Raw genomic sequence first — 24,636 nt, 5'->3', positions numbered from 1 at the left:
CTACATTTTGTGGTTGGTTTAAACTGGTATATAGTTCCCTTTTATTTAACTGCTTGTGGTTTGCGTAGGTAACCATAGACAACACCACTTACAATTGCTCCTACCAAGACAGAAACGAGATAAAGAAGGGCATTTGAAGTAAGGGCGATCACGAAGATTCCACCGTGTGGCGCCATGAGTTTGATACCAGTAAGACCAACGAGGCCACCTGCTACTGCTGAACCAAGGATGAAGCTTGGAATAGCACGAGCTGGGTCAGCTGCACCAAATGGAATCGCTCCCTCAGTGATAAATGACAAGCCCATGATGATGTTTGTCAAACCAGAGTTGCGTTCTTCCTTAGTAAATTTATCTTTGAAAAGAAGAGTTGCGATAAAGATGGCAAGTGGTGGCACCATTCCTCCAGCCATAACTGCTGCCATAGCTACAGAACCACCTGAAGAAACAGTCGCTGCAAGCGTACCTGTACCAAAGACATAAGCCGCTTTGTTAACTGGTCCACCCATGTCAACAGCCATCATTCCACCAAGGACGATACCAAGAAGGACAGCTGAACCTCCTCCAAGACCACCTAGGAAGTCATTCATGGCAGTGTTGATTGCTGCCATTGGAATGTTAACAGCTAGCATGACAAATCCAGTCAAGATTGTTCCAAGAAGTGGCAAGAGAAGGATTGATTTTGCACCTTCAAGTGAACGAGGAACTTTAACGTATTTCTTGATAGCAAGAACCAAAGCACCTGCGATAAATCCACCAACAAGGGCACCTAGGAAACCAGATGAGACACCTGCGAGAGTTGAAGTTGCTTCACCACCTGCGGCATAAGGAATTTTACCAAAGGCAAACCCTTCTTTGGCAATAGCACCAGCCACGAAACCTGCTACCAAACCTGGTTTTTCAGCGATAGAGTAAGCAACATAACCTGCAAAGACTGGAAGCATCAAACCAAATGCAGCGCCACCGATTTTCATGAACATAGAAGCTAACTCATGGTAGGAACCAAGATTGCTAAGGTTTTCATTTGGAACACCTAAAGCACCATCAATCAAGAAGGCAAGGGCAATCATGATACCACCACCTATAACGAATGGCAACATTTGAGAGACACCACTCATCAAGTGTTTGTAGAAGGCGCCACCAAGGCTTTGTTTTTCGTTAGAGGCTGTTGCATCTTTTGCTCCATTAGCGGCACGGTAAACTTCCGTATCTCCTGAAAGAGCCAAGTTAATCAATTCTTCTGTTTTACGGATACCATCAGCAACCGGACGACTGATCAATGGTTTGCCATCGAAACGATCCATTTCAACTGCCTTGTCTGCTGCGATGATAACCGCTTTAGCCTTACGGATATCTTCAGCAGTTAGTTGGTTTCCAACACCGCTAGCACCGTTGGTTTCGACCTTGATACCAACCCCCATTTCAGCAGCTACTTTTTGAAGGGCTTCTTGGGCCATGTAAGTGTGGGCAATACCTGTCGTACAAGCTGTAACAGCCACGATAAAGTCACCAGAGTCATTAGCAGGTGCTTGAACAGGCTCTTCAGTTTTTTCTGAAGCTTGGTCAAAGAGCTCAATGACTTGGTCAGCTGATGTTACTTGACGGAGTTTGTCAGCAAATCCGTCTTTCATCAAGTATTGAGACAATTCTGCCAAGGCTGCTAAGTGAGTATCATTGGCACCTTCTGGAGCTGCAATCATAAAGAAAAGGTCAGTTGGTTGCCCATCCAAGCTCTCGTAGTCAACACCCTTGTTTGACTTGGCAAAGAGAACTGTCGCTTCTTTTACAGCAGAATTTTTGCTGTGTGGCATTGCGATACCGTCTCCTAAACCAGTAGAAGTCAAAGCTTCACGCGCCAAAATGCCTTCTTTAAAGGTTTCAAAATCTGTCACATAACCGTGGTCTGTCAAACTTTTAATCATCTCGTCGATGACAGCTGTTTTTTCAGTTGCCTGCAAATCCAGCAACATGACATCTTTTCTCAATAGGTCTTGAATTTTCATCGTTTTTCTACCTCAACTTTTTCATATGTTTCTTTAATAAATTCTGCTGTTGCCAAGTCATCCGAGAAGGTAGTTGCCGTTCCACAAGCAACTCCCCATTTGAAGGCTTCTACTGCGTCTTTTGATTTGACAAATTCACCTGTAAATCCAGCAACCATAGAGTCACCAGCTCCAACTGAATTTTTGACTGTTCCCTTGATAGGTTTTGCGAAGTAAGCTCCCTCAGATGTGACAAGAAGAGCACCGTCACCAGCCATAGAAATAATGACGTTTTGAGCACCTTTAGCCAGTAACTCACGAGCGTATTTCTCAATTTCATCTAAACTTTCGAGTTTCACTCCAAAAATCGCTCCAAGTTCATGATTGTTTGGTTTGACCAAAAGTGGCTGGTAGTCCAAACTATCAATCAAGGTCTGTCCTTCAAAATCACAAACGACTTGCGCACCAGTCTTGCGTGTCAAGGCAATCAAATCCTTGTAGATGACATTACCTAGATTTTTAGCACTTGAACCTGCAAAGACAACTGTATCTTCTGCAGTCAAACTAGATAAAATAGCTTTCAATTCTTCTAGCTGAGCTGGTTCAACATTTGGACCAGTCCCGTTGATTTCTGTCTCTTGGTCTGCTTTGATTTTAACATTGATACGAGTATCTTCTGCCACTTGGACAAAACGTGTCTCGATTTCTTCCTCTGTCAGAGTATCTGTGATAAATTTACCAGTAAAACCTCCGATAAATCCAGTCGCTGTATTTGGAATACCCAAGCGTTTCAAGACACGACTGACATTGATTCCTTTCCCACCAGCAAACTTATCATCACTGTCCATTCGATTGACACTACCGACTTGAACTTGATCCAAACGAACGATATAGTCAATGGATGGATTGAGTGTGACTGTATAAATCATACTTCTATTACCTCCGTTTTCTCCTTAATAGCCTGCAAGAGCTCATGCCCTTGACTTGTGATAACAATAGCTCGTTTGAGTGGTGCTACCTTGGCAAAGCAAGTTTGTCCAATTTTAGACGAATCCACCAAGACATAGGTCTGTTTGGCATTTTCTAAAATAGCACGCTTCACAGCTCCCTCTTCCATATCAGGAGTCGTATAATAACCATCGTCCACACCATTCATCCCGATAAAGGCACGGTCAAAGTGCAATTGGTTAATCTGGTTAAGAGCAACGCCCCCGATACTAGCATCTGTCGCCATCTTGACACTTCCTCCAACCATGACAGTTGGAATCTGCTTTTCAACCAACTGAGCGGCATGGTGAATCGAATTTGTCACAACAGTAATATTCTTATTAACCAATTCATGAATCAAAAAAGCAGTTGTTGTTCCAGCATCGATAAAGATGACATCTTGTTCCTTGATGAGAGAGGCTGCCTTCTGAGCCAGCAACTTCTTTTCTTGAAGGTTTTTGACAGATTTTTCTTGAATGGTTTCTTCTTCCTGCAAGGAATGGGGCAATTCTGCTCCACCATGCACGCGACGAAGCTTGTTTTCCGCTTCCAACTCATCCAAATCTCTTCGAACCGTTGATTCTGACGTTTCTAACAAACTAACTAATTTTTCTAGAGAAACTACATGATGTTGATTTAACTCCTCTAAAATCAGTTGCTTCCGCTCTGTTTTTAACACTGAATCACCTCCTGTTATCGTTTACACTATTCATTCTATCACACTTTCTTTCAAAGTCAAGCGCTTTTTGTCATTTTCTTTCAAAATCTATCATTTTTCTTATTTCCAAAATTTTTATTGCAAGATAAGAGCCTTTATGGTAGACTATTTGAGTAAGTATTGGAAGATTACTCAAGAGGCTTAAGAGGCCGTGTTGGAAACGCGGTAGGCGTGTAACAGCGTGCGTGGGTTCGAATCCCATGTCTTCCGTTTATTTTAAAAAAGATACCCAAGAAATCTTGGGTATCTTTTTTCTTATATGCTTGTTTTATAACTCGGGTGAATTTCTTAGAAAATATCAAATAACAATTTCACATTGAGAATTGTTAAGATAATGGAAACGATATAGCCAAGGATGGTATTCCATTTGGCATTGGTAAATTCTCCCATCAGTGATTTCTTAGAAGTTAGATAAATCAGTGGGAAGATTGAAAATGGAAGAGCAATCGAAAGAAAGACTTGTGAATAAACCAATAACTGATCCAATGTTTTTTCCTGATGACCAAACAGAACCGCTACAATCATGACAGGCAACAAGGCAAAGAGACGAGTTGCCAAACGAATGAACCATTGAGGTAATCTCATATGCAAGAAACCTTCCATAACGATTTGTCCAGTCAAGGTACCCGTAATTGTCGAATTTTGACCACTGGCTAATAAAGCCAAGGCAAACAAGGTTGATAAGGTCGAGCTAGCTATAGCTCCTGCAATAGTAGAATCCTGCAAGGCATTATACATTTGAGAGAAGGCAGAAATCTCAGATGCATGGCCGAAAAAGAGAGCCGCCCCGAGAATTAATAGAAGGGAGTTAACCACAAAGGCCAAGGATAATTGGAGATTTGAATCCCAGGTCATAAAGCGCACCGCTTTTCGAACATCATCCTTGTCCTTGTGATTGATTTTCCGAGTTTGAGACAAGGAAGAATGCAAATAGAGGTTATGAGGCATAACCGTCGCACCTACAATCCCCAGAGCTAAAGTTAATTGACTTTCATGACCTGGCAAAGGACTCTCAAATAAGGTCGAATTGGGTAAATAACCCTCAGCGATTCCTTGGAAACTTGGATTTGATAAAGCTACCAGATAAGTAAAGATTGCTAAAATCGTTAAAATCAGTGTTGTCACAATAGCTTCTATCTTCTTAAAGCCAAATTTCATCAAAAGCAATAAGAGAAAGACATCTAGAACCGTCAAAAGGATGGCTATCATAATCGGAATCTTAAAAAGAAGATTGAGAGCAATCGCTGAACCTAGAACTTCTGCCAGGTCTGTCGCCATCAAGGCCAACTCCAAAATCACCCATAAGCTATAACGAAGCCATTTGGGTGAATGATGACCCGTTGCTTGAGCCAAGTCCATTTGAGTTACAATTCCAAGCTTTCCTGACATCTGCTGAAGCTGCATAGCAATGAGTGATGAAATCAAGATGACAAATAAGAGACTGTGCTTATAGGATGCACCTCCAACCACACTGGTTATCCAGTTTCCTGGATCCATATAACCAACTGCGACAAGGGCACCTGGACCCAAGAAGGCCTTTAAATTTTGCCAGAAATGATTGTTATTTGGAGTATCGATAGATTGATTAATCTCAGAGAGTGACACTTTTTTATGAGAAGACATAGATACTTACCTCTTTCTAAACCTACTTTTTCATTATTTTCTATTAGAGAAAAATAAGATTGACTTTAAACTATTAAAACAATGAAAACTATATGAAAAACATTTAGTTTTTTCATTATTTTTCTTAAGGCACCTTAATTATAACAGAAAATATGATAAAAACTTAAGAAAATTCAGGACTTGATTTAATATTTAGGATACAACAAAATGTTGTATTCTTTTTTGCAAAAGAATACCAAAAAATAAAATAAAAAACGTTGTAAAATTCAACACCTGATATTATGCGTTTTCTGATTTTAAAGACTTTTTGCCTGACCCTTTTCACCTTGTTAAAACACCATTGATCTTAACTCATCACTTACCTCTTAAAAAATCTTTAGAATTGCCTTAATCCCCTTTATTGTATCGCGTTTGGAGTTTTTTAGGTATAACCTTCGACGCGCACCTTACGTAGGACGACAGACTCATAGCTTTATACATAATAGAACGAGTATCTCCATCTGTAGAGATACTCGTTTTTTGCTATTTTCAAAGTGTTCTTTTTGACCAATCCCATACATCATTTTTATAGTAAATTGAAACTAGAATAGTACATCGTGGATACTAAAACATTTCTAGAAATTAATTTGATTTCCCTAATCAAGTTGCACACATCTTATTTCAAACTACTATATATTCAATGAAAATCAAAGAGCTAACTAGGAAGCTAACCGCAGGTTGCTCAAAGCACCGCTTTGAGGTTGCGGATAAAGCTGACGTGGTTTGAAGAGATTGTCGAAGAGTATTAAGGAGTATAGAATAGTATTTTAACTCCATCCTCTAAAGTGCTCCCAATAAAAGATACTTGAACACTATATTCAGCATATAAGCTTTATGCCCTAAGTCAAAACAATCATTCTTTTCTAATTTATCGTAAATAAATCTAAAATCACAGAATACTGTCAGATGACTTAAAAAATGATTCTTTGGAAAAAGCGAATCAAAACTTGATTTATCACTTTTTATTCCACTATCTTTTTGTCACACATATTTATAAAGTACTGGTGCAAGCGAACATCATCAGTCAATTCTGGATGAAAAGAAGTTACCAACATATTTTTTTCTTGGGCTGCAACGATTTGATCTTCAACTGTTGCTAGAATTTCTACACCCTCTCCAACACTGCTGATAATTGGACCACGGATAAAGGTCATTGGAATCTGACCGACTCCCTTACATTCTGCTTCCGTGTAGAAACTTCCTAGTTGGCGCCCATAGGCATTGCGCTCGACCACCATATCCATAGTTCCAAGATGACTTTCTTCCTGAGAAGTAATTTCCTTAGCCAGCAATATCAAGCCTGCACAGGTTCCAAAGGCTGGTAAGCCAGATAGAATGGCTTCTCGAATGGGAATCAGCATGTCCTGGTCGCGTAAGAGTTTGCCCATGGTTGTAGACTCTCCTCCAGGTAAAATCAAACCTGACAAGTCACTCTGATGTTGCTGAAAATCCTCTAAATTTCTGATTTCAACACTCTCGACACCTAATTGATCCAACACTTTTGCATGTTCTGCAAAGGCACCTTGCAAGGCCAATATTCCAATTTTCATCTATTTCCCTCGCTCAGCCATGAGGATTTGGATCTCATTTTCATTGATACCAACCATGGCTTCCCCTAGATCTTCAGAGATTTGAGCTAGAATTTGAGGATTACGGAAGTTAGTTACCGCTTTGACAATGGCACTCGCTCGTTTAACAGGATCTCCTGACTTGAAAATACCTGAGCCGACAAAGACACCCTCTGCCCCTAATTGCATCATTAATGCCGCATCTGCTGGCGTTGCAACGCCTCCAGCCGCAAAGTTTACAACTGGCAATTTTCCATGCTCATGGACATATTGAACCAATTCTACAGGGACTTGCAATTCCTTGGCAGCAACATAAAGTTCGTCCTCACGTAGATTTTGAATGCGGCGAATTTCCTGATTCATCATACGCATATGGCGAACAGCTTGGACGATATCTCCTGTACCTGGTTCTCCTTTGGTACGAATCATAGAGGCACCCTCAGCAATACGTCGCAAGGCTTCACCCAAGTCCTTAGCCCCACAAACAAAAGGAACTTGGAATTCTTTTTTGTCCACATGGAAACGGTCGTCTGCTGGAGATAAAACTTCACTCTCGTCGATATAGTCAATCTCAATGGCCTCTAAAATCTGAGCTTCAACAAAATGCCCGATTCTGACCTTGGCCATCACTGGAATACTAACCGCTTCTTGGATTTCCTTAATCATCTTTGGATCGCTCATGCGGGAAACTCCACCAGCTGCACGAATATCAGCTGGAATCCGCTCCAAGGCCATCACAGCTGCCGCACCAGCAGCTTCTGCAATACGGGCCTGTTCAGGATTCTGAACGTCCATGATAACCCCACCTTTGAGCATCTGTGCCAAGTTTTTATTTAGTTCATAACGATTTTCAGTCATTTCTTTTTCCTCATCATTTATATTGGTAGCTACCATTTCATTTTAATTCAGAACAGAAGGAATCACAAGATAAAAAAAGAATAATTGTATGGGTACAGATTGGCTAAAAAACTATCTGACCTTAACTTAAGGCCAGATAGTTCATCAAATTTTATTTTTCAGCTGTAAGTGCAGCCATTGTGATGTAGTTGTATGGTTTGTTAAAGTGTGGCAAGAAGAATAGGTCTGTCAATGCCAATTTATCAATTGTCACATGCTCTTGGATAGCAAGTGAGAACATGTGGATTCCCATGCTAATTGCAGAATCGTGTGAAACCATTTGTGCACCAAGAATTTCACGGCTATCTTTGTCAAAGACAATCTTGATGGCAACTTCATGGTTATCATGTTTCATAAATTCTGGTTTTTGAAGATCGTTAAAGCCTGTTTCAGTTGCATTGTAACCAGCAGCTTTAGCTTTTTCAAGAGTCAAACCAGTTGAAACCATGTGAAGTCCGTAAATTGAGATACCATTTGATCCTTGCACACCGATTCCTTCCAATTCATGTCCACAAGCGTTGTAGGCACCAACGATACCAGTACGAACTGCATTTGAAGCAAGGGCGATATAGCTTGTGTCTTTGCGAGCGTTGTCATAAACAGTCGCACAGTCACCAACGGCAAATACACCAGGAAGTGAAGTTTCTTGTTTCTTGTCTACAAGGAAGGCACCGTTACGGAAGAGTTCAATCTTACCATCAGCAAGGGCTGTATTTGGACGGAAACCAACTGCAAGAACAACCATATCCACGTCGAAAGTTTCTTTATCAGTAATCAAGCGTTCAACTTTACCGTCACCCTCGATTGCTTTAACAGTTTGACCAAGCGCCAAGCGGATGTTGTGGTCTTCCAAGTTCTTCGCCATCATTTGTGTGAAGTCTTTGTCATAGTAACCGTTCAAGACTGTATCAACAATATCAACAAGGACAACTTCTTTTCCAAGACGCTCAAAGGCTTCAGCAAGTTCAACACCGATGTAACCACCACCAACAACGGCGATACGGTCAAGGTGTTGACTCTTGTCAGCAAGTTTATTGATAACTTCTTCAGCGTTTTGGTACAATTTAACGAATTGTACATTTTCAAGAGTTGCTTTAAATTCGCGGTTGCCTTTAACAATTTCAACACCTTCGATTGGTGGCAAGATTGGTGTAGAACCTGTAGCGAAAATCAATTTCTCGTATGATTCTTTGTGTTCTTTTCCTTCAACTTCTGCTGTAACTACTTTGTTATCATAGTCGATTGAAAGAACTGGTGAGTTCATGTAAACCTTAGCACCTTTAGCTTCCAATTTTTCTTTATCAGAATAGAACAAGCCTTCAGCACCGTCAATTTGTTCACCAATCCAAAGAGCCATTCCACATCCTAGGAAAGAGATGTTAGAGTTTTGGTCAAATACAACGATTTCGTTCTCATTTCCAAAATTATCCAACATAGTATTAATACATGCTGTACCAGCGTGGTTAGCACCGACTACAACGATCTTACTCATAAAAAATTTCCTACCTTCATTCTAAATTTACCCTACTAGTATAACATTTACTGTTAGCGTTTACAAGAGTTTGGCTGATTTTTCCTATTTTTTTGTAAAAAATTGTAAATAATCTGTATCTTAACACAGATTCTTGCAATTTTTCTTCATTTCCTGAGCATATTTCTTGACATCTTTACAAATTTTATTTGTGAAAACGCTGACTTTATGGTATGCTAGTATCATGGAAAGAAAATGTAAGGGGTTCATTTTTCATAAATTTACTATATTTCAACCTTCTTTTCATAAGAGAAAGGAGTTGGTAGCTTGCCTCTTAGTTCACATTCTGAACGCCTAATGGGAACCACTATCACTATTTCATTAGTGGATGAGCGAGCCGATAGCTTGCTCCAGAAATCCTTTGATTTACTCAGAGAGCTCGAATACCGCTTCAATGCCAATAGCCAAGAATCTGAGTTGATGGAAATCAATCATCAAGCTGGAATAGCCCCCGTCAAGGTTCATCCAGACCTGTTTGAACTGATTTCACTTGGGTTAGAGCATAGCCTAGCGCCCTCTAGCCATCTCAACATCAGTATTGGTCCCTTGATTCAAACCTGGCGTATCGGTTTTTCAGATGCCAAGGTCGCCCAACCTCAAGAAATTGAATCGGTGCTCCCTCTAATCAATCCTCATTATATCGAGTTAAATTCTTCCACTTCCACTGTGTTTTTAAAACAGAAAGGAATGAAAATCGATCTTGGTTGTTTAGCCAAGGGTTATAGTGCGGATAAAGTTGCCCAATTTCTTAGAGAAGAGGGAGTGACATCTGCCTTAATCAATCTGGGAGGGAATATCCTGACCATTGGAAAAAATCGGGCAAGAGGGAATCAACCTTGGCAAATCGGGATTCAAGACCCAGCCAATCCTCGGGGTAATCACTTAATGACCATCCCCGTTGTCAATCAATCTGTCGTGACTTCAGGCATTTATGAACGTCACCTGACAGTCGATGGAAAAGATTACCATCACATTTTTGACAGCCAGACAGGATATCCTGTTGAAACAGAACTCGCTAGTCTGACAATTATCTCTGATAAATCAGTTGATGGCGAAATCTGGACAACTCGACTCTTTGGAGAAAGACCTGCTTCTATCCTTTGGCAAGTCGAAAGTTTGGAGGGAATCGAAGCGATTCTGATTGATAAGGAAGGTCACCTAAGTTGTTCTTCAGGAATTCCTACTCTATAGAAACAACTGTTTCAATGGAGTTTTAAAATCGTATTATGTAAAAAGAGAAAGGAAATCTCATGTTAAAACTTATTGCTATTGTTGGAACAAATTCAAAACGTTCTACAAACCGTCAATTGCTTCAATACATGCAAAAACACTTTGCTGACAAAGCTGAAATTGAACTTGTTGAAATCAAGGATATCCCTGTCTTTAACAAGCCAGCTGACAAGCAAGTACCTGCTGAAATTCTGGAAATTGCTGCTAAAATCGAAGAGGCAGATGGCGTTATTATCGGTACTCCTGAGTATGACCACTCTATCCCAGCTGTTTTGATGAGCGCTCTTGCTTGGTTGTCTTATGGTATTTACCCACTCTTGAACAAACCAATCATGATTACAGGTGCTTCTTACGGTACACTTGGTTCATCACGTGCCCAATTACAACTTCGCCAAATCTTGAATGCTCCAGAAATTAAAGCAAGTGTCCTTCCAGATGAATTCTTGCTTTCACATTCTCTTCAAGCCTTCAACCCAAGTGGTGACCTAGTGGATCTTGATGTTATTAAAAAAATGGATGCCACTTTTGACGACTTCCGTATCTTTGTAAAAATTACAGAAAAATTGCGCAACGCACAAGCCCTACTTCGCAAAGATGCTGAAGACTTTGACTGGGAAAATTTGTAAGATAGGAGACCAAAAAGAATGAAATTTGTTGGACTTGTAGGATCAAACTACGATCAATCATATAACCGTAAACTCTTGGAATTCATCCGTCGTCACTTCAAACTCAAATTTGAATTAGAAGTTCTCGAAATTGACGAAGTTCCAATGTTCAACCAAGACGAAAAATGGGATGAAAGTTTCCAATTGCGTCTCTTGTATAACAGAATTACTCGTGCTGATGGTGTCATTATCGCTACTCCTGAGCACAACCACACAATCTCAGCTTCTCTTAAATCTGTTCTTGAATGGCTTTCATACGAAGTTCATCCATTTGAAAACAAACCAGTCATGATTGTGGGAGCTTCTTACTACGACCAAGGTACTTCTCGTGCCCAAGTTCACCTTCGTAAGATTCTTGATGCTCCAGGTGTTAATGCCTATACGCTTCCAGGTAACGAATTCCTTCTTGGTAAAGCCAAAGAAGCATTTGACGCAGAGGGCAATATCACAAATGAAGGAACTATTAATTTCCTTGAAACATGCTTGGACAACTTTGTAAAATATGTGGGAGTCGTTTCAAAATTGAAAAAACCAAAACCAATTGCACCAGAAGATTTATATTGTACAAATTCAATTGCAACTACCATTCAAGGTGTTGATCCAGACGATCCTGAATGGGTAGAAAAAGCAGCTGAACTTGTTGGAGCTGTTTCTGGAGATACTTACGTTAAATTAGACCACGGTATCTTGACAGTTAACCAAATTGACATGTTCTTGAAAGCAATGCCATTTGAGTTGACATTTGCAGATGATAATAATCAATTCTTGTACTTTAATAACGCACACCAAGATCCAGATACAATGTTTGGTAAACGTGTACGTGCTCAATCAGGAAATAGATTAGGAACAGTACACGGTACATTGCCAGATTCTAGAATGAAAAACGTTGAATGGGTTGTCGGCGTATTGCGTAACGGGGATCAAGAATATGTCCGTACAATTGTGCCAGGAACACCAGAAGGCGTTATTAATACCCATAATTACCAAGCAATGTACTATCCAGATGGTTCATATGCTGGAATCAATGAAATCATCTTTAATTTCCAACCATGGCTTGACTGGTACCTCAATACAACTGGTCAACGTCTAGTTGGTGGAAATGCTGCAGCTCCTGCTGGAGGACATGGCAATGCAGATGCTACATCTGGAGCTTCTGATGCAGGTGATGCTGGAGGCCACGGTGGTGGCGCAGACGCTACATCTGGAGCAAGTAACTAATAATTTTAGGAACCGTTATGGTTCCTTTTTTAGTGACTCTTTATCAACTGTTCTTGGTGGTATGTCAATCCTTCTCTATGGAGTTATAGCCAGCAACGGTTTGAAAGTCTTGATTAAAGAACGTATTGATTTTGGTCAAATGCGTAACCTCATCATCGCAAGTGCTATGTTAGTCCTTGGACTTGGAGGAGCTATCCTTAAACTTGGTCCAGTTACCCTTTCAGGTACTGCCCTATCAGCCATGACAGGAATCATCTTGAACTTGATCTTGCCATACGAAAATAAAGACTAATACTCTTCGAAAATCTCTTCAAACCACGTCAACGTCTCCTTGTCGTAGATATGGTTACTGACTTCGTCAGTTCTATCCACAACCTCAAAACAGTGTTTTGAGCAACCTGCGGCTAGTTTCCTAGTTTGCTCTTTAATTTTCATTGAGTATAAGAGTCTAAACACATCAAAAACGAGCATTTCCAATTACGGAAGTGCTCATTTTTCTTCTTTCTAAAAAAGGAAAGCCCTACGGCCTTCCTTTATCTTACTTACGTTTCTTCTTCGCTTTCTTCATTTTATTCGCCATGCGTTTCATGGACTGTTTCATGGCAAATTCACCGATTTTACCTTTGAGTCCGCCACCAAACATCTGACTCATATCTGGCATTCCTGCTCCTCCGAGAGCTGACAGGTCAGGCATGCCACCTTGTCCCATCATTCCTTCAAGGGCAGACATATCCATTCCTCCCATATTTGGCATATTTTTAGGAAGGTTGTTTGGATTGATTCCCATCTGCTTCATCATCTTGTTCATATCTCCAGACATGACACCCTGCATGAGCTGTTTAGCCTGGTTAAAGTCCTTGATAAATTTATTGACTTCGACAAAGGTATTTCCAGAACCAGCAGCGATACGACGGCGACGGCTCGGATTTAACAAATCTGGATTTTCACGTTCTTCAGGTGTCATTGAAGACACAATAGCACGTTTGCGAGCAATCTGGCGCTCATCTACCTTCATGTTTTGAAGGGCTGGATTGTTGGCCATACCTGGAATCATCTTGAGTAAGTCTTCCATTGGCCCCATGTTTTGCACCTGATCCAACTGATCAATGAAATCATTGAAATCAAAGGTGTTTTCACGCATCTTCTCAGCCATTTCAAGGGCTTTTTGCTCATCGTATTCCTGAGAAGCTTTCTCAATCAGAGTGAGCATATCCCCCATACCAAGGATACGGCTAGACATGCGATCTGGGTGGAAGGTTTCAATGTCTGTAATCTTTTCACCCGTACCAGTGAACTTGATTGGTTTTCCAGTAATGTGACGAACAGACAGAGCAGCACCACCACGAGTATCGCCATCAATCTTGGTAAGGATAACTCCAGTTACTTCTAACTGAGCATTAAACTCACGCGCAACATTGGCCGCTTCTTGACCAATCATGGCATCAACCACGAGGAGGATTTCATTTGGTTGAGCTAGTGCTTTCACGTCACGAAGCTCATTCATCAGAAGCTCATCAATCTGCAAACGACCTGCCGTATCAATCAAGACATAGTCATTATGATTAGCTTGGGCTTGTTCCAAACCTTGACGAACAATCTCCACAGCTGGAACCTCTGTCCCAAGTGCAAAAACAGGCACATCAATCTGTTGACCCAGAGTTTTCAACTGGTCAATGGCCGCAGGACGGTAAATATCCGCCGCAATCATCAAAGGACGAGCATTTTCTTCTTTCTTAAGTTTGTTGGCCAATTTACCTGCAAAGGTTGTTTTACCAGCCCCCTGCAAACCAACCATCATGATGATTGTAGGAATCTTAGGTGACTTGATAATCTCAGCTGTATCAGAACCTAAAACGGCTGTCAGTTCCTCATCAACGATTTTAATAATTTGTTGCGCAGGATTAAGGGTGTCAATGACCTCATGCCCGACTGCACGCTCACGAACTTTCTTGATAAAGTCCTTTACAACAGGCAAGGCAACGTCGGCCTCAAGCAAGGCCAAGCGAATTTCTTTGGTTGCCTCTTGGACATCAGATTCAGAGATTTTTCCTTTTTTACGTAGATTTTTAAAGACGTTCTGCAAACGTTCTGTTAAACTTTCAAATGCCATTTTTCTTCCTCTTATTCTCTATTATCAATGCTTGTTAAAATTTCTATCTGCTCCTGCAGAAAGTCATCCTTGGGATAGCGCTCCAAAATCTGATCAAAAATCTGACTTCGAACAATATAGTCCGAGTACATGTGCAATTTCATCTCATAATCTTCCAGAATCTTTTCTGTCCGCTTGATATTATCATAGACAGCCTGACGACTGACACCAAACTCCTCGGCAATCTCAGCAAGGCTGTAATCATCAGCGTAGTAGAGCTCTATATAATTCATTTGCTTGTCTGTCAAAAGCGCTGCATAAAATTCAAAGAGCGCATTCATACGATTGGTTTTTTCGATTTCCATAACTTTTATTATACCAAAAAATAGCCTAATCTACCACACTAGGGAGCCAATCCAAGAAGATAGCTAGATAAATTTGAAAAAGACAAGTGACTAACCCCAAGTAATTTCCAATTGATAGCGGGCAAAGGGTTGCCCCTCTTGATTTTGTAGTTGATAATCTAAATGAATCTTTTGTCCATCAACTTCATAACGGTTCGTTTGGATGATAAACTCCTGCATGCCCATAGGTGTGGGAATATAGGCTAAACTATCACTATCCTTTAAAAAGCGCATAATGGTCTTGGGATTGGAAAATCGGCTCATCACCAGTTCTTGACTATGAAATTTAATCACTACTTTTTCCTTTTCCTCATTATAGAAAAGCAGGTAGCTATAATCTCCTTTTTCATGCACTTCCACGTCATAAAGCTGGTCAATCACTTCCAACTGCTCATCAAACTGAATCGTATTTCGCATCCGAATCTTCACATCAAGTCCTCTTTCTTGTCTCTTGTCCTACTATTTTACCAAAAACTCTAGCTTTTTGCTATAATGGTCATATGAACGAAAAAGTATTCCGTGACCCAGTTCACAACTACATCCATGTCGATAATCAAATCATCTATGACTTGATTAATACAAAAGAATTTCAGCGTTTGCGCCGGATCAAGCAACTGGGAACTTCCAGTTATACCTTCCACGGCGGGGAGCACAGCCGCTTCTCCCACTGTCTAGGAGTCTATGAAATTGCACGACGCATCACAGAGATTTTTGAAGAAAAATATCCTGAAGAATGGAATCCTGCCGAGTCTCTCTTGACCATGACCGCTGCTCTCCTACATGATCTTGGACATGGTGCCTACTCCCATACTTTTGAACATCTCTTTGATACAGACCACGAAGCCATTACTCAGGAGATTATCCAAAGTCCTGAAACGGAGATTCACCAAGTCCTGCTACAAGTTGCGCCAGACTTTCCAGAAAAGGTTGCCAGTGTCATTGACCACACCTATCCTAATAAGCAGGTCGTGCAGCTCATTTCCAGTCAGATTGATGCGGACCGCATGGACTATCTCTTGCGCGACTCCTATTTTACAGGAGCTTCCTATGGAGCATTTGACCTGACTCGCATCCTCCGAGTCATTCGTCCTGTCGAAAATGGTATCGCCTTTCAGCGCAATGGCATGCACGCCATCGAAGACTACGTCCTCAGTCGCTACCAGATGTACATGCAGGTTTATTTCCACCCAGCAACACGCGCCATGGAAGTTCTCCTGCAGAATCTTCTCAAGCGCGCCAAGGAACTCTATCCAAAAAACAAAGATTTCTTTGCACGAACTTCCCCACATCTCCTGCCTTTCTTTGAAAAAAATGTGACCTTGTCTGACTATCTGTCTCTGGATGATGGTGTGATGAATACCTACTTCCAACTCTGGATGACCAGTCCTGACAAGATTCTCGCAGATTTGTCGCAACGCTTTGTCAACCGCAAGGTCTTTAAATCCATTACCTTTTCACAAGAGGACCAAGACAAACTTGCTAGCATGAGAAAATTGGTTGAGGACATCGGCTTTGATCCCGACTACTACACTGCTATTCATAAGAACTTCGACCTCCCTTATGATATCTATCGTCCCGAATCTGAAAATCCACGGACACAGATTGAGATTTTACAAAAAAATGGAGAACTGGCCGAACTCTCTAGCCTGTCTCCTATCGTCCAATCCCTTGCTGGTAGTCGTCACGGAGATAATCGTTTTTATTTCCCGAAAGAAATGTTAGACCAAAACAGTATCTTTGCTAGCATTACCCAGCAATTTTTACACTTGATTGAGAACGATCATTTTACCCCAAATAAAAACTAGAAGAGGAAATTTATGAGTATTAAACTAATCGCCGTCGATATCGACGGAACCCTAGTCAACAGCCAAAAGGAAATCACTCCTGAGGTCTTTTCTGCCATCCAAGATGCCAAAGAAGCTGGTGTCAAAGTCGTCATTGCAACTGGCCGCCCCATCGCAGGTGTTGCCAAACTTCTCGACGACTTGCAGTTGAGAGATGAAGGTGACTATGTCGTAACCTTCAACGGTGCCCTTGTCCAAGAAACTGCTACTGGCCATGAGATTATCAGCGAATCCTTGACCTATGAGGATTATCTGGATATGGAATTCCTCAGTCGTAAGCTCGGTGTCCACATGCACGCTATTACCAAGGACGGTATCTACACTGCCAATCGCAATATCGGAAAATACACAGTTCACGAATCAACCCTCGTCAGCATGCCTATCTTCTACCGTACACCTGAAGAAATGGCTGACAAGGAAATCGTCAAGTGTATGTTCATAGATGAGCCTGAGATTCTTGATGCTGCGATTGAAAAGATACCAGCCGAATTTTATGAGCGCTACTCCATCAACAAATCTGCTCCTTTCTACCTCGAACTCCTTAAAAAGAATGTGGATAAAGGTTCAGCCATCACTCACTTAGCTGAAAAACTCGGATTGACCAAAGATGAAACCATGGCTATCGGTGACGAAGAAAACGACCGTGCCATGCTGGAAGTCGTTGGTAACCCCGTTGTCATGGAAAACGGAAATCCAGAAATCAAAAAAATCGCCAAATACATCACCAAAACAAATGACGAATCTGGCGTTGCTCATGCCATCCGTACGTGGGTACTGTAAAAGGAAAGGATAGACGAAAACCGCTCGACTGAGCGGTTTTTGAATGTCTAATTACTGCCCCCTGCAGGAATCGAACCTGCAACTACTCCTTAGGAGGGAGTTGTTATATCCATTGAACTAAGGGAACTAGATAAAAACTCTGCTGAAAAGCAGAGTTTTTTAGTCGAATTAACGACGGATTTCTTTGATACGAGCTGCTTTACCTTGAAGAGCACGCAAGTAGTACAATTTCGCACGACGTACTTTACCGTAACGTACAACTTCGATTTTTTCAACACGTGGAGTGTGGATTGGGAAGATACGCTCAACACCTACACCGTTAGAGATTTTACGAACTGTGTAGTTTTCTGAGATGCCAGCACCTTTACGTGCGATAACAACACCTTCAAAAATCTGGATACGTTCACGGTTACCTTCGACAACTTTCGCGTGTACACGAACAGTGTCACCAGGACGGAATGATGGGATATCTGTACGAAGTTGACCTTCAGTCAAGCTTTGGATTAATGGATTCATTTTATTCTCCTATCTTTGTCAATCTTGAGGAATCTTCCTCAGCGGATAAACTGTATTTTTGTGCGTCCATTACACACAAGATACAGTTTACCAAATTTCCACAAAAAAGTAAAGAAATTTATAGCAGAATTCCTAAAAAAATCGCAACCAAACCACCTAGGTAGGTCAAAGTCAGGTAAGAATAAAAGACCTTCTTATCACTTAGCAGTCTTTGAAGTTCATCATTCAAGGTCGAAAAAGTCGTTAAACCGCCACAAAATCCTGTTGCTAGAATAGCATAGACTTCCTTAGATTCCACATGATTGTAAAATAATCCAATTAAAAAACAACCCAAAAGATTGGCTATGAGCGTTCCAAGTGGCAATTTAGAAGCTTGATTATAGCGGGAAAAGAAATACCGTACCAGGGCTCCAAGACCACAAGCGATTGCAAGATAGACCATTACCATTTTTTCCTCCCTAGAAAATAAGCCAAAAGTAGGCCTCCACCAATACTCAAAAGCAAATACATAACTAAACTAAGATAACGCCCTGTATCAAGCAGTTTCACAGCATCAAGCATGAGACTGGAAAAGGTTGTTAAACCGCCACAAAAACCCGTCCCCAGTGCTAAAACCAATCCCTTACTAGTCCCCTTATAGACCAGATAACCCTTGACAAGATAAACCAGGCAGAAAATTCCCAGATAGTTGACAAAGAGAGTGCCCCAAGGAAAGTCTGGACTGGCTGGTAACCAAGTGGAAACTAGGTAGCGGACAAGTCCGCCCAACATAGCAGCTAGAAAAATCCCTAGCGGATAAAATTGTTCTTTTTTCATTTGATATTTTGATCCTGATAATCACGCGAACGTTTGAGTATGTCAGAAAAAGTCGCTACAATAGTTTCCTGATAGCGCTTGTCCTCTACACGACTCCTAACCTTTTCAAAAATAACTGCTTCTCTCTTGGTATCTAAAATCGGTTTACCTGATGCTTTCTTATAAGCAACTACACCCTCAACCAAATGCATTCGTTCTTCTAGAAGTTTAACAATTTGGTTGTCGATTTGATCAATTTCTTGGCGAATAATATCTAAATCCATACAGTCTCCTCCTTTATTTGAATTATTGTATCAAAAAGCCACCAAATAGGCTAGTAAAATCCCAACTCACGATAAGAAAAATGCACTGATTGATTACATCAGCGCACTTTTGTGCTTATCCTACTTTAGCAGCCAATTCTTCTGCGAATTGTTCCAAACGCTCAATGTCTTCTTCCTCAGCAGAAAGATCAACTTTAACACACTCTGAACCTTTTTCTGCTCCTGTTGACACAAAGACACGGTCAAAGTCATCAACAGCCTTACAGAATTCATCGTAGAAGGTGTCACCTGAACCAACCACTCCGTAGATTTTGCCATTCAAGTTGAGATCTGCTAGGTCTTCGTAGAAGTCCATCATCTCATCTGGCAATTCACCATCACCATAAGTATAGGTCGCAACGATAGCGATGTCTGCTTCCAAGAAGTCTGAAGCGTCAACAGTTGTACATTCATCAACATCGACATCCAAGCCCAAGTCACGTAATTTGTCTGCTACAATATCTGCAATTTCTTCGGTATTACCGGTCATACTGGCAAATACAATTTTTGCTAATGCCATATCGTCCTCCTAAATTTATCTTTCTCCATTATATCACATCTTTTTCATTTTAAAAATAAAAATTCTTGTGCTACAATGAAATGAGAAAGAATTGAGGTTATTTATGGACATTTGCCATCAAATTTTAGAAAAAATCAAAGAATACGACACGATTATCATTCATCGTCATATGAAACCAGACCCTGATGCCTTGGGAAGTCAAGTGGGCTTGAAAGCCTTGCTGGAATATCATTTCCCAGAAAAAACCATCAAAGCCGTTGGTTATGATGAGCCAACTCTAACTTGGATGGCTGAGATGGATCTTGTTGAAGATAGTGTCTACCAAGGGGCACTTGTTATCGTCTGTGATACGGCTAATACTGCTCGTATCGATGATAAGCGCTATAGTCAAGGTGATTTTCTCATTAAAATTGACCACCATCCAAATGATGATGTATATGGTGGCCTATCTTGGGTAGATACTAGTTCAAGTAGCGCTAGCGAGATGATTACCCTATTTGCCCAAACAGCTCAACTGGCCTTGTCAGATCGTGCTGCTGAGTTGCTCTTTGCAGGTATTGTTGGTGATACAGGTCGTTTCCTCTACCCTTCTACCACTGCACGGACTCTTCGCCTGGCTGCCTATCTGAGAGAACATAACTTTGACTTTGCGGCTCTCACTCGCAAAATGGAGACTATGAGTTACAAAATTGCTAAACTTCAAGGCTACATCTACGACCATCTGGAAGTGGATGAAAATGGTGCTGCTCGCGTTATCCTGAGTCAGGAAATCTTAAAACGATTCAATGTTACCGATGCTGAAACTGCAGCCATTGTCGGTGCACCTGGACGTATTGACAGCGTCAGTCTCTGGGGAATTTTTGTAGAACAGGCTGATGGCCACTACCGTGTTCGCTTACGCAGTAAAATTCATCCTATCAATGAAATCGCCAAGGAACATGATGGTGGAGGCCACCCTCTAGCAAGTGGTGCTAATTCCTATAGCCTAGAGGAAAACGAAATCATCTACCAAAAGTTAAAAAACTTGCTTAAAAACTGATAAAATACTTGCCAAACTTTTCAGAATCTGATAGACTAGTATGGTAACAATCTATGGCTCGCAAAGAGACCATGGCAGAAAGGAAATATTGCAAAATGAAAAAAGATATCCATCCAGAATATCGCCCAGTTGTCTTCATGGACACAACTACTGGTTACCAATTCCTTAGCGGTTCAACAAAACGCTCTAACGAAACAGTTGAGTTCGAAGGCGAAACTTACCCATTGATCCGTGTGGAAATTTCATCAGACTCACACCCATTCTACACTGGACGTCAAAAGTTCACTCAAGCAGATGGACGCGTGGATCGTTTCAACAAAAAATACGGTCTCAAATAATGATAAAAAGACAGCTTCGGCTGTTCTTTTTTTGTTTCTTGAAATTAACTGCTGTTTTCATATTCCAGACTCAAAAAACTTTGAACTCTCAATAAGCAAACAATGGTTCCCAGAGTATAGAGTTTTTTCTTGCCTAAAAAATAGAAAAGATATATACTAGCTATATATAGTATAGATTGGAGGTATACCATGACGACATCACTTACTAAGCAATACAATTTTAAAATCAACGAGTCATCAATGGAACAAGCTAGAGCTATCATCAAGGAAAAAGGAATGACTATGACGGATGCTATTAGTCTTTTTATCGAGCAGATTGTTCTCGAACAGGATTTGCCAATAAAAACTGCAGAAGATTTACACCGTGAACGATTGATTCAAGAACTACAAGCCCAATCTGAACGCGCCTTAAGAGAATATGAATCCGGACAAGGAACTTCCCTAGATGATATGAGGCTACGATATGACTTATAAAGTGATTCTATCTACTGAAGTGAGTCAAGCAATTGACAGTATCCATAACTACATCAGCACTGTTCTTTTATCACCCCAGTCAGCTAAAAATACTGTGGCCAAAATTTTAGACGGCTTAAAAAGTTTAAATACCTTTCCTGAAGCTGGCTTTGATGCAGATGAAAAAATAGGACTAAAAATCAACAGTAAGTACCCCACGCGAGGAAAAATTATCGGGCAATATATCTTGCTTTACTTTATCGATCAAACTCAAAAAACTGTTTTTCTTTCCCACTTATTCCACACAAAAAGCGACTATGTTACCTTGCTACAAAGCAAAAATAATAAAAATTCAAAATCATCATTTTAATATCCACTGCTCTCTTAATAACCTTGTACTTATAAGGAACACAATCTTCATTTTCATAAAAAATTCAAAAATCTTTGCACTCTCGATAGTCACACGATGGTTTCTAGAGTACAAAGTTTTTTTATTAGAGCAGATTTAGTCTTCCTTATCTTGATTTTCAGTTCCTTTAGTGGTATTGTCTTCCCAAAGGATACGCTCGATACGATGGAAACCTGACCAACCTTTCTCGGTCTTGTTTTCGTCCATATAGTCTGCCAAACTGAAGTAAATCTTGACATCTGACTCACCAAAACTCTCAGCGATTGGTTCTGAACGCTCATAAGACATACGAATCAGTGAATTGACCTTCTTGGCTTCTTCTAACTTACCTTCTTTCAAAAGTTTGACAAAGCCTTCCGTATCTGTCAAAAGTTTATCGATTTGCTCTTGCACAAAAGTCTTATATTCCGCAGTGGCCTTATCAAGCATTTTCTGCTTGTCTTCAAACAAGGCTGTGACCTTAGATGAATCGGTTGTATCTGCTGATTTTTCAAACCTAACAGCACAAGCTTGTCAATAGCAAGGCTGAAGATAAAAGGACAAAACCTAGTTTTTTCATTGTTTACTCCTATCGGTTCAGGAAATCTGAATTAATTTTACGTCTCATTATACCACGTTTCCACTCATTTTTTAATAGATTTTCAGAAAATTTAATGTTGGGGGATTTATACTAACAATAGACTTTTAACCTCAAAATTGATAAAATAAGAAAGAAAATAATTGTAAAAGGAAACTGTAAATCAACATGATGAACATGCAAAACATGATGCGCCAAGCACAAAAACTTCAAAAACAGATGGAACAAAGCCAAGCAGAACTTGCTGCTATGCAATTTGTTGGCAAATCTGCTCAAGATCTTGTTCAAGCGACCTTAACTGGAGATAAGAAAGTTGTCAGCATTGACTTCAATCCAGCTGTCGTTGACCCAGAAGACCTCGAAACCCTTTCTGATATGACCGTTCAAGCCATCAACTCTGCTCTTGAACAAATCGATGAAACGACTAAGAAAAAATTAGGTGCTTTCGCCGGGAAATTGCCATTCTAATAAAAAGGCTCTGTAATATTTATAGTGGGTAAATCCCATAGATATTATGGAGCCTATTTTGATATAGAAAAAGTCCCATAAAATCTATAATAAAAAGCGATGAAGGCATCATTAAAAGAATTATATAGAACAATTATATTTTATTACAACTGCTTGATATTGAAAACTTTTTCTCATACTAAGTCCTAGACTCTAAAATCATTCTTAATCTTTTTTACCATTTGTTATTATATTCCTAAATTCCGGCTAAAATAGTCTACCAGACTGTTCTACTTCAATACTTAAGGCAAGTTGTAAGTCATGCCAAGCCATGAAGCAATTTAATCAAAGATTTCATGAGTACATGGTTATCACCCCCTACTAACAGCATAGTAGTAAACTATTGTATCGCCTACTTTTTGTATGTGCTTAACTACTAAAAAGATTATAGAGACACTCTTGAGTTGCTAAGAAGAATGAAAGCATCACTATAATCTCTTACATTTTTACTTCTAAAGTAAGGTTTTGCGTACTCATTGAGAATAATCTAAAGCTAGCCTATCCTCGCTTTCAGGCTTTTTTTAGAATCTTTCTAAAGAAAGCATCACCGCCCTTCAATTATTTTATTCCAACGTAAAATTAGGAGAGACTAATAATCTTATCCAATGCAATTCCTTTGCTTTTCGGAACTTTGAAAACTTCAAAAAACAGATTTCCACGATTCGCAATATCAAAAAAGAAAGGACAAAATTTGCCCTTTCTAGATCTTAGCTTTTCTTCAACCCACTACAGTTTTATCTTAGTTAAAATAAGTTAGAATATGTAAGTGAATATCAGATATACCAAGACATCGTCACCATCTAAATTATATTCAAAATACAAAAGTTGACCAAAGGTTGACCAACTATATTTCTGGATATCCTTATATATTCATTCTCAAAATTAGTTTAAATAGCGTAGTCTTTTAAACTAGTTTATGAATCAATTTTGGACTGAAGTTTAATAATAAATCCAAAAAATCTTCCTATTTATAATAAGAAGATTTTTTTATTATTCTAATTCTTTCTACGTACTGTTACGAGTCCAAATACTCCAAGAATTGCACCGAGTACCAACATTGCAACACTTGATGACTCGCCTGTATCTGGTAATGATTTTGCACGTTCTACTCGTGAATATGTTACTTTTTCATCTGCACCTGATTTCACGGCTGGAGCTGAATATGTTTGTTGCTTATCTTTTGTTTGTTCTTTATCTTTCGCAACAACTTCTTCTTTCTCATCCAAAGCAACATCTTTACCTGATTGTGAAGCTGTCTTCGATTTATCAACAGTTTCTTCAGTATTTTCTTTAGGTAAAGTATTAGAATTTGAATCTACTCTAGGTACAGCAACAACAGTTCCGTCTGGTAGAGTTGCGACTACATTATCTTTAGCTTTGTTTTCTAAGTCTAGCAACTTATCAAACTCTTCTTGGATTTCAGCTAATTTAGCTTGTTCAGCTTGCAATTTAGCTGTAACTGCGTCTAATTTATCTTGTGCCAATTTTGCAGTAGATTTTGCTTGAGTTAGTTTTGTTTTCAAGTCAGCTACTTTTGTTTGCACATCTGCAAGATTTTTATCTGCGTTTAGATAAGCACTCAATTCT

Annotated in this window: 27 protein-coding genes, 2 tRNA genes and 3 pseudogenes; 13 read left to right on the top strand and 19 right to left on the bottom strand. The window is 40.0% G+C overall.

Annotation, left to right across the window (positions count from 1 at the left end):
- Window positions 1-41: 41 nt before the first annotated feature.
- Genes ACWPV5_RS03475 through ACWPV5_RS03465 form a run of 3 tightly spaced genes read right to left on the bottom strand, consistent with a single transcriptional unit; the run spans window position 42 to window position 3,645 of the window.
- The gene (locus ACWPV5_RS03475; RefSeq protein WP_454382319.1) at window positions 42-2,000 is read right to left on the bottom strand and encodes a fructose-specific PTS transporter subunit EIIC; all 1,959 of its coding nucleotides are present in this window, start codon (window positions 1,998-2,000) and stop codon (window positions 42-44) included.
- A complete protein-coding gene (pfkB, locus tag ACWPV5_RS03470) occupies window positions 1,997-2,908 on the bottom strand; it encodes a 1-phosphofructokinase (protein WP_454382317.1) in 912 nt (303 codons plus the stop codon). The genes ACWPV5_RS03475 and pfkB overlap by 4 nt, the downstream gene beginning before the upstream one ends.
- On the bottom strand, window positions 2,905-3,645 hold the full coding sequence (locus ACWPV5_RS03465) for a DeoR/GlpR family DNA-binding transcription regulator (RefSeq protein WP_000920651.1): 741 nt from the start codon (window positions 3,643-3,645) through the stop codon (window positions 2,905-2,907). Before ACWPV5_RS03465 ends, pfkB begins: the two co-directional genes overlap by 4 nt.
- 161 nt (window positions 3,646-3,806) lie before the next feature.
- Between ACWPV5_RS03465 and ACWPV5_RS03460 the strand changes: the two genes are divergently transcribed.
- Window positions 3,807-3,894 (top strand) — tRNA-Ser (locus ACWPV5_RS03460).
- A 78-nt stretch (window positions 3,895-3,972) separates the two neighbouring features.
- Here ACWPV5_RS03460 and ACWPV5_RS03455 read toward each other — a convergent pair.
- The 4 genes from ACWPV5_RS03455 to nox form a co-directional block, all read right to left on the bottom strand.
- Complete coding sequence (locus tag ACWPV5_RS03455; RefSeq protein ID WP_454382315.1) at window positions 3,973-5,307, bottom strand: Nramp family divalent metal transporter; 1,335 nt, start codon at window positions 5,305-5,307, stop codon at window positions 3,973-3,975.
- Window positions 5,308-6,308: 1,001 nt separating this feature from the next.
- Window positions 6,309-6,896, bottom strand: a complete 588-nt coding sequence (gene pdxT / locus ACWPV5_RS03450) for a pyridoxal 5'-phosphate synthase glutaminase subunit PdxT (protein ID WP_173227005.1) — start codon at window positions 6,894-6,896, stop codon at window positions 6,309-6,311.
- The gene (gene pdxS / locus ACWPV5_RS03445; RefSeq protein ID WP_000138526.1) at window positions 6,897-7,772 is read right to left on the bottom strand and encodes a pyridoxal 5'-phosphate synthase lyase subunit PdxS; all 876 of its coding nucleotides are present in this window, start codon (window positions 7,770-7,772) and stop codon (window positions 6,897-6,899) included. It abuts the gene before it with no gap.
- Window positions 7,773-7,923: 151 nt separating this feature from the next.
- Window positions 7,924-9,303, bottom strand: a complete 1,380-nt coding sequence (gene nox / locus ACWPV5_RS03440; RefSeq protein ID WP_000036783.1) for a H2O-forming NADH oxidase — start codon at window positions 9,301-9,303, stop codon at window positions 7,924-7,926.
- A gap of 306 nt (window positions 9,304-9,609) precedes the next feature.
- Here nox and ACWPV5_RS03435 point away from each other — a divergent pair, with 306 nt between their 5' ends.
- From ACWPV5_RS03435 to ACWPV5_RS03420, 4 genes and pseudogenes are all read left to right on the top strand, one after another.
- Complete coding sequence (locus tag ACWPV5_RS03435; protein WP_219966608.1) at window positions 9,610-10,533, top strand: FAD:protein FMN transferase; 924 nt, start codon at window positions 9,610-9,612, stop codon at window positions 10,531-10,533.
- 59 nt (window positions 10,534-10,592) lie between these two features.
- A complete protein-coding gene (locus tag ACWPV5_RS03430) occupies window positions 10,593-11,198 on the top strand; it encodes an NADPH-dependent FMN reductase (RefSeq protein WP_219966607.1) in 606 nt (201 codons plus the stop codon).
- An 18-nt stretch (window positions 11,199-11,216) separates the two neighbouring features.
- Complete coding sequence (locus ACWPV5_RS03425) at window positions 11,217-12,455, top strand: NAD(P)H-dependent oxidoreductase (RefSeq protein ID WP_219966606.1); 1,239 nt, start codon at window positions 11,217-11,219, stop codon at window positions 12,453-12,455.
- A 46-nt stretch (window positions 12,456-12,501) separates the two neighbouring features.
- Window positions 12,502-12,747 (top strand): annotated as a pseudogene (locus tag ACWPV5_RS03420) (solute carrier family 23 protein); the annotation flags it as partial.
- Here the strand turns inward: ACWPV5_RS03420 and ACWPV5_RS03415 are convergent.
- The 4 genes from ACWPV5_RS03415 to ACWPV5_RS03400 form a co-directional block, all read right to left on the bottom strand.
- Window positions 12,744-12,890 carry a hypothetical protein gene (locus ACWPV5_RS03415; protein ID WP_141230437.1) on the bottom strand — a complete coding sequence of 49 codons (147 nt, stop codon included), beginning with the start codon at window positions 12,888-12,890 and terminating at the stop codon, window positions 12,744-12,746. The pseudogene ACWPV5_RS03420 and the gene ACWPV5_RS03415 overlap by 4 nt on opposite strands.
- Window positions 12,891-12,993: 103 nt before the next feature.
- The gene (gene ffh, locus ACWPV5_RS03410) at window positions 12,994-14,565 is read right to left on the bottom strand and encodes a signal recognition particle protein (RefSeq protein ID WP_000863622.1); all 1,572 of its coding nucleotides are present in this window, start codon (window positions 14,563-14,565) and stop codon (window positions 12,994-12,996) included.
- 11 nt (window positions 14,566-14,576) lie between these two features.
- Window positions 14,577-14,909, bottom strand: a complete 333-nt coding sequence (locus ACWPV5_RS03405; protein ID WP_000402066.1) for a putative DNA-binding protein — start codon at window positions 14,907-14,909, stop codon at window positions 14,577-14,579.
- A gap of 90 nt (window positions 14,910-14,999) precedes the next feature.
- Window positions 15,000-15,377 carry a DUF1934 domain-containing protein gene (locus tag ACWPV5_RS03400; protein ID WP_454382306.1) on the bottom strand — a complete coding sequence of 126 codons (378 nt, stop codon included), beginning with the start codon at window positions 15,375-15,377 and terminating at the stop codon, window positions 15,000-15,002.
- Between the two features lie 71 nt (window positions 15,378-15,448).
- On the opposite strand from ACWPV5_RS03400, the gene ACWPV5_RS03395 reads away from it, so the two are divergent.
- Window positions 15,449-16,753 carry an HD domain-containing protein gene (locus ACWPV5_RS03395; RefSeq protein ID WP_219966604.1) on the top strand — a complete coding sequence of 435 codons (1,305 nt, stop codon included), beginning with the start codon at window positions 15,449-15,451 and terminating at the stop codon, window positions 16,751-16,753.
- Between the two features lie 12 nt (window positions 16,754-16,765).
- The gene (gene yidA / locus ACWPV5_RS03390) at window positions 16,766-17,572 is read left to right on the top strand and encodes a sugar-phosphatase (protein WP_004261542.1); all 807 of its coding nucleotides are present in this window, start codon (window positions 16,766-16,768) and stop codon (window positions 17,570-17,572) included.
- Window positions 17,573-17,627: 55 nt separating this feature from the next.
- Here yidA and ACWPV5_RS03385 read toward each other — a convergent pair.
- The 6 genes from ACWPV5_RS03385 to ACWPV5_RS03360 form a co-directional block, all read right to left on the bottom strand.
- Window positions 17,628-17,699, bottom strand: a tRNA-Arg gene (locus tag ACWPV5_RS03385).
- 41 nt (window positions 17,700-17,740) lie between these two features.
- On the bottom strand, window positions 17,741-18,088 hold the full coding sequence (gene rplS / locus ACWPV5_RS03380; protein ID WP_001068669.1) for a 50S ribosomal protein L19: 348 nt from the start codon (window positions 18,086-18,088) through the stop codon (window positions 17,741-17,743).
- A gap of 118 nt (window positions 18,089-18,206) precedes the next feature.
- Window positions 18,207-18,536 (bottom strand): fluoride efflux transporter CrcB, encoded by a 330-nt coding sequence (gene crcB, locus ACWPV5_RS03375; RefSeq protein WP_023938164.1) that lies wholly within the window; start codon window positions 18,534-18,536, stop codon window positions 18,207-18,209.
- Window positions 18,530-18,904, bottom strand: a complete 375-nt coding sequence (gene crcB, locus ACWPV5_RS03370) for a fluoride efflux transporter CrcB (RefSeq protein WP_261077761.1) — start codon at window positions 18,902-18,904, stop codon at window positions 18,530-18,532. Before crcB (ACWPV5_RS03370) ends, crcB (ACWPV5_RS03375) begins: the two co-directional genes overlap by 7 nt.
- Window positions 18,901-19,167, bottom strand: coding sequence for a chorismate mutase (locus ACWPV5_RS03365; RefSeq protein WP_261070269.1), 267 nt, complete (start codon window positions 19,165-19,167; stop codon window positions 18,901-18,903). Before ACWPV5_RS03365 ends, crcB (ACWPV5_RS03370) begins: the two co-directional genes overlap by 4 nt.
- A 115-nt stretch (window positions 19,168-19,282) precedes the next feature.
- On the bottom strand, window positions 19,283-19,726 hold the full coding sequence (locus ACWPV5_RS03360; protein ID WP_001162128.1) for a flavodoxin: 444 nt from the start codon (window positions 19,724-19,726) through the stop codon (window positions 19,283-19,285).
- 103 nt (window positions 19,727-19,829) lie between these two features.
- Between ACWPV5_RS03360 and ACWPV5_RS03355 the strand changes: the two genes are divergently transcribed.
- The 4 genes from ACWPV5_RS03355 to ACWPV5_RS03340 all read left to right on the top strand — a co-directional run bounded on the left by ACWPV5_RS03355 (window position 19,830) and on the right by ACWPV5_RS03340 (window position 21,926).
- Window positions 19,830-20,765 (top strand): DHH family phosphoesterase, encoded by a 936-nt coding sequence (locus ACWPV5_RS03355; protein ID WP_454382298.1) that lies wholly within the window; start codon window positions 19,830-19,832, stop codon window positions 20,763-20,765.
- A gap of 95 nt (window positions 20,766-20,860) precedes the next feature.
- Window positions 20,861-21,103, top strand: coding sequence for a type B 50S ribosomal protein L31 (locus ACWPV5_RS03350; RefSeq protein ID WP_000710764.1), 243 nt, complete (start codon window positions 20,861-20,863; stop codon window positions 21,101-21,103).
- Window positions 21,104-21,292: 189 nt separating this feature from the next.
- Window positions 21,293-21,577: a type II toxin-antitoxin system RelB/ParD family antitoxin gene (gene relB, locus ACWPV5_RS03345; RefSeq protein ID WP_023941319.1), complete on the top strand. Its 285-nt coding sequence runs from the start codon at window positions 21,293-21,295 to the stop codon at window positions 21,575-21,577.
- Entirely contained in the window at window positions 21,567-21,926 is a 360-nt protein-coding gene (locus tag ACWPV5_RS03340; RefSeq protein ID WP_261070270.1) for a type II toxin-antitoxin system RelE/ParE family toxin, read from the top strand. Before relB ends, ACWPV5_RS03340 begins: the two co-directional genes overlap by 11 nt.
- 153 nt (window positions 21,927-22,079) lie before the next feature.
- On the opposite strand, the pseudogene ACWPV5_RS03335 reads toward ACWPV5_RS03340, so the two are convergent.
- A pseudogene (locus ACWPV5_RS03335) lies at window positions 22,080-22,524 on the bottom strand (imelysin family protein); the annotation flags it as partial.
- A 186-nt stretch (window positions 22,525-22,710) separates the two neighbouring features.
- Here ACWPV5_RS03335 and ACWPV5_RS03330 point away from each other — a divergent pair.
- On the top strand, window positions 22,711-23,010 hold the full coding sequence (locus ACWPV5_RS03330; RefSeq protein ID WP_000981526.1) for a YbaB/EbfC family nucleoid-associated protein: 300 nt from the start codon (window positions 22,711-22,713) through the stop codon (window positions 23,008-23,010).
- Window positions 23,011-23,509: 499 nt separating this feature from the next.
- A pseudogene (locus tag ACWPV5_RS03325) lies at window positions 23,510-23,760 on the top strand (ISL3 family transposase); the annotation flags it as partial.
- 284 nt (window positions 23,761-24,044) lie between these two features.
- On the opposite strand, the gene ACWPV5_RS03320 reads toward ACWPV5_RS03325, so the two are convergent.
- The gene (locus ACWPV5_RS03320) at window positions 24,045-24,197 is read right to left on the bottom strand and encodes an LPXTG cell wall anchor domain-containing protein (protein WP_454383432.1); all 153 of its coding nucleotides are present in this window, start codon (window positions 24,195-24,197) and stop codon (window positions 24,045-24,047) included.
- Window positions 24,198-24,636: the final 439 nt, after the last annotated feature.

The organism is Streptococcus sp. Marseille-Q7156 (assembly GCF_965119495.1).
Note: the sequence above shows the minus strand (reverse complement) of the source record. Positions and strands in the feature narration are given on the sequence as shown.

What these genes read in the sequence shown, in the direction of transcription:
- ACWPV5_RS03395 (WP_219966604.1), top strand. Translation starts at nt 15,449, where the DNA reads ATGAACGAAAAAGTATTCCGTGACCCAGTTCACAACTACATCCATGTC.
- ACWPV5_RS03415 (WP_141230437.1), bottom strand. Translation starts at nt 12,890, where the DNA reads ATGAAAATTAAAGAGCAAACTAGGAAACTAGCCGCAGGTTGCTCAAAA.
- ACWPV5_RS03475 (WP_454382319.1), bottom strand. Translation starts at nt 2,000, where the DNA reads ATGAAAATTCAAGACCTATTGAGAAAAGATGTCATGTTGCTGGATTTG.
- crcB (WP_023938164.1), bottom strand. Translation starts at nt 18,536, where the DNA reads ATGGTAATGGTCTATCTTGCAATCGCTTGTGGTCTTGGAGCCCTGGTA.
- ACWPV5_RS03355 (WP_454382298.1), top strand. Translation starts at nt 19,830, where the DNA reads ATGGACATTTGCCATCAAATTTTAGAAAAAATCAAAGAATACGACACG.
- yidA (WP_004261542.1), top strand. Translation starts at nt 16,766, where the DNA reads ATGAGTATTAAACTAATCGCCGTCGATATCGACGGAACCCTAGTCAAC.
- pdxS (WP_000138526.1), bottom strand. Translation starts at nt 7,772, where the DNA reads ATGACTGAAAATCGTTATGAACTAAATAAAAACTTGGCACAGATGCTC.
- ffh (WP_000863622.1), bottom strand. Translation starts at nt 14,565, where the DNA reads ATGGCATTTGAAAGTTTAACAGAACGTTTGCAGAACGTCTTTAAAAAT.
- ACWPV5_RS03350 (WP_000710764.1), top strand. Translation starts at nt 20,861, where the DNA reads ATGAAAAAAGATATCCATCCAGAATATCGCCCAGTTGTCTTCATGGAC.
- relB (WP_023941319.1), top strand. Translation starts at nt 21,293, where the DNA reads ATGACGACATCACTTACTAAGCAATACAATTTTAAAATCAACGAGTCA.
- pdxT (WP_173227005.1), bottom strand. Translation starts at nt 6,896, where the DNA reads ATGAAAATTGGAATATTGGCCTTGCAAGGTGCCTTTGCAGAACATGCA.
- ACWPV5_RS03365 (WP_261070269.1), bottom strand. Translation starts at nt 19,167, where the DNA reads ATGGATTTAGATATTATTCGCCAAGAAATTGATCAAATCGACAACCAA.
- pfkB (WP_454382317.1), bottom strand. Translation starts at nt 2,908, where the DNA reads ATGATTTATACAGTCACACTCAATCCATCCATTGACTATATCGTTCGT.
- ACWPV5_RS03340 (WP_261070270.1), top strand. Translation starts at nt 21,567, where the DNA reads ATGACTTATAAAGTGATTCTATCTACTGAAGTGAGTCAAGCAATTGAC.
- ACWPV5_RS03455 (WP_454382315.1), bottom strand. Translation starts at nt 5,307, where the DNA reads ATGTCTTCTCATAAAAAAGTGTCACTCTCTGAGATTAATCAATCTATC.
- crcB (WP_261077761.1), bottom strand. Translation starts at nt 18,904, where the DNA reads ATGAAAAAAGAACAATTTTATCCGCTAGGGATTTTTCTAGCTGCTATG.
- nox (WP_000036783.1), bottom strand. Translation starts at nt 9,303, where the DNA reads ATGAGTAAGATCGTTGTAGTCGGTGCTAACCACGCTGGTACAGCATGT.
- ACWPV5_RS03430 (WP_219966607.1), top strand. Translation starts at nt 10,593, where the DNA reads ATGTTAAAACTTATTGCTATTGTTGGAACAAATTCAAAACGTTCTACA.
- ACWPV5_RS03425 (WP_219966606.1), top strand. Translation starts at nt 11,217, where the DNA reads ATGAAATTTGTTGGACTTGTAGGATCAAACTACGATCAATCATATAAC.
- ACWPV5_RS03360 (WP_001162128.1), bottom strand. Translation starts at nt 19,726, where the DNA reads ATGGCATTAGCAAAAATTGTATTTGCCAGTATGACCGGTAATACCGAA.
- ACWPV5_RS03330 (WP_000981526.1), top strand. Translation starts at nt 22,711, where the DNA reads ATGATGAACATGCAAAACATGATGCGCCAAGCACAAAAACTTCAAAAA.
- rplS (WP_001068669.1), bottom strand. Translation starts at nt 18,088, where the DNA reads ATGAATCCATTAATCCAAAGCTTGACTGAAGGTCAACTTCGTACAGAT.
- ACWPV5_RS03405 (WP_000402066.1), bottom strand. Translation starts at nt 14,909, where the DNA reads ATGGAAATCGAAAAAACCAATCGTATGAATGCGCTCTTTGAATTTTAT.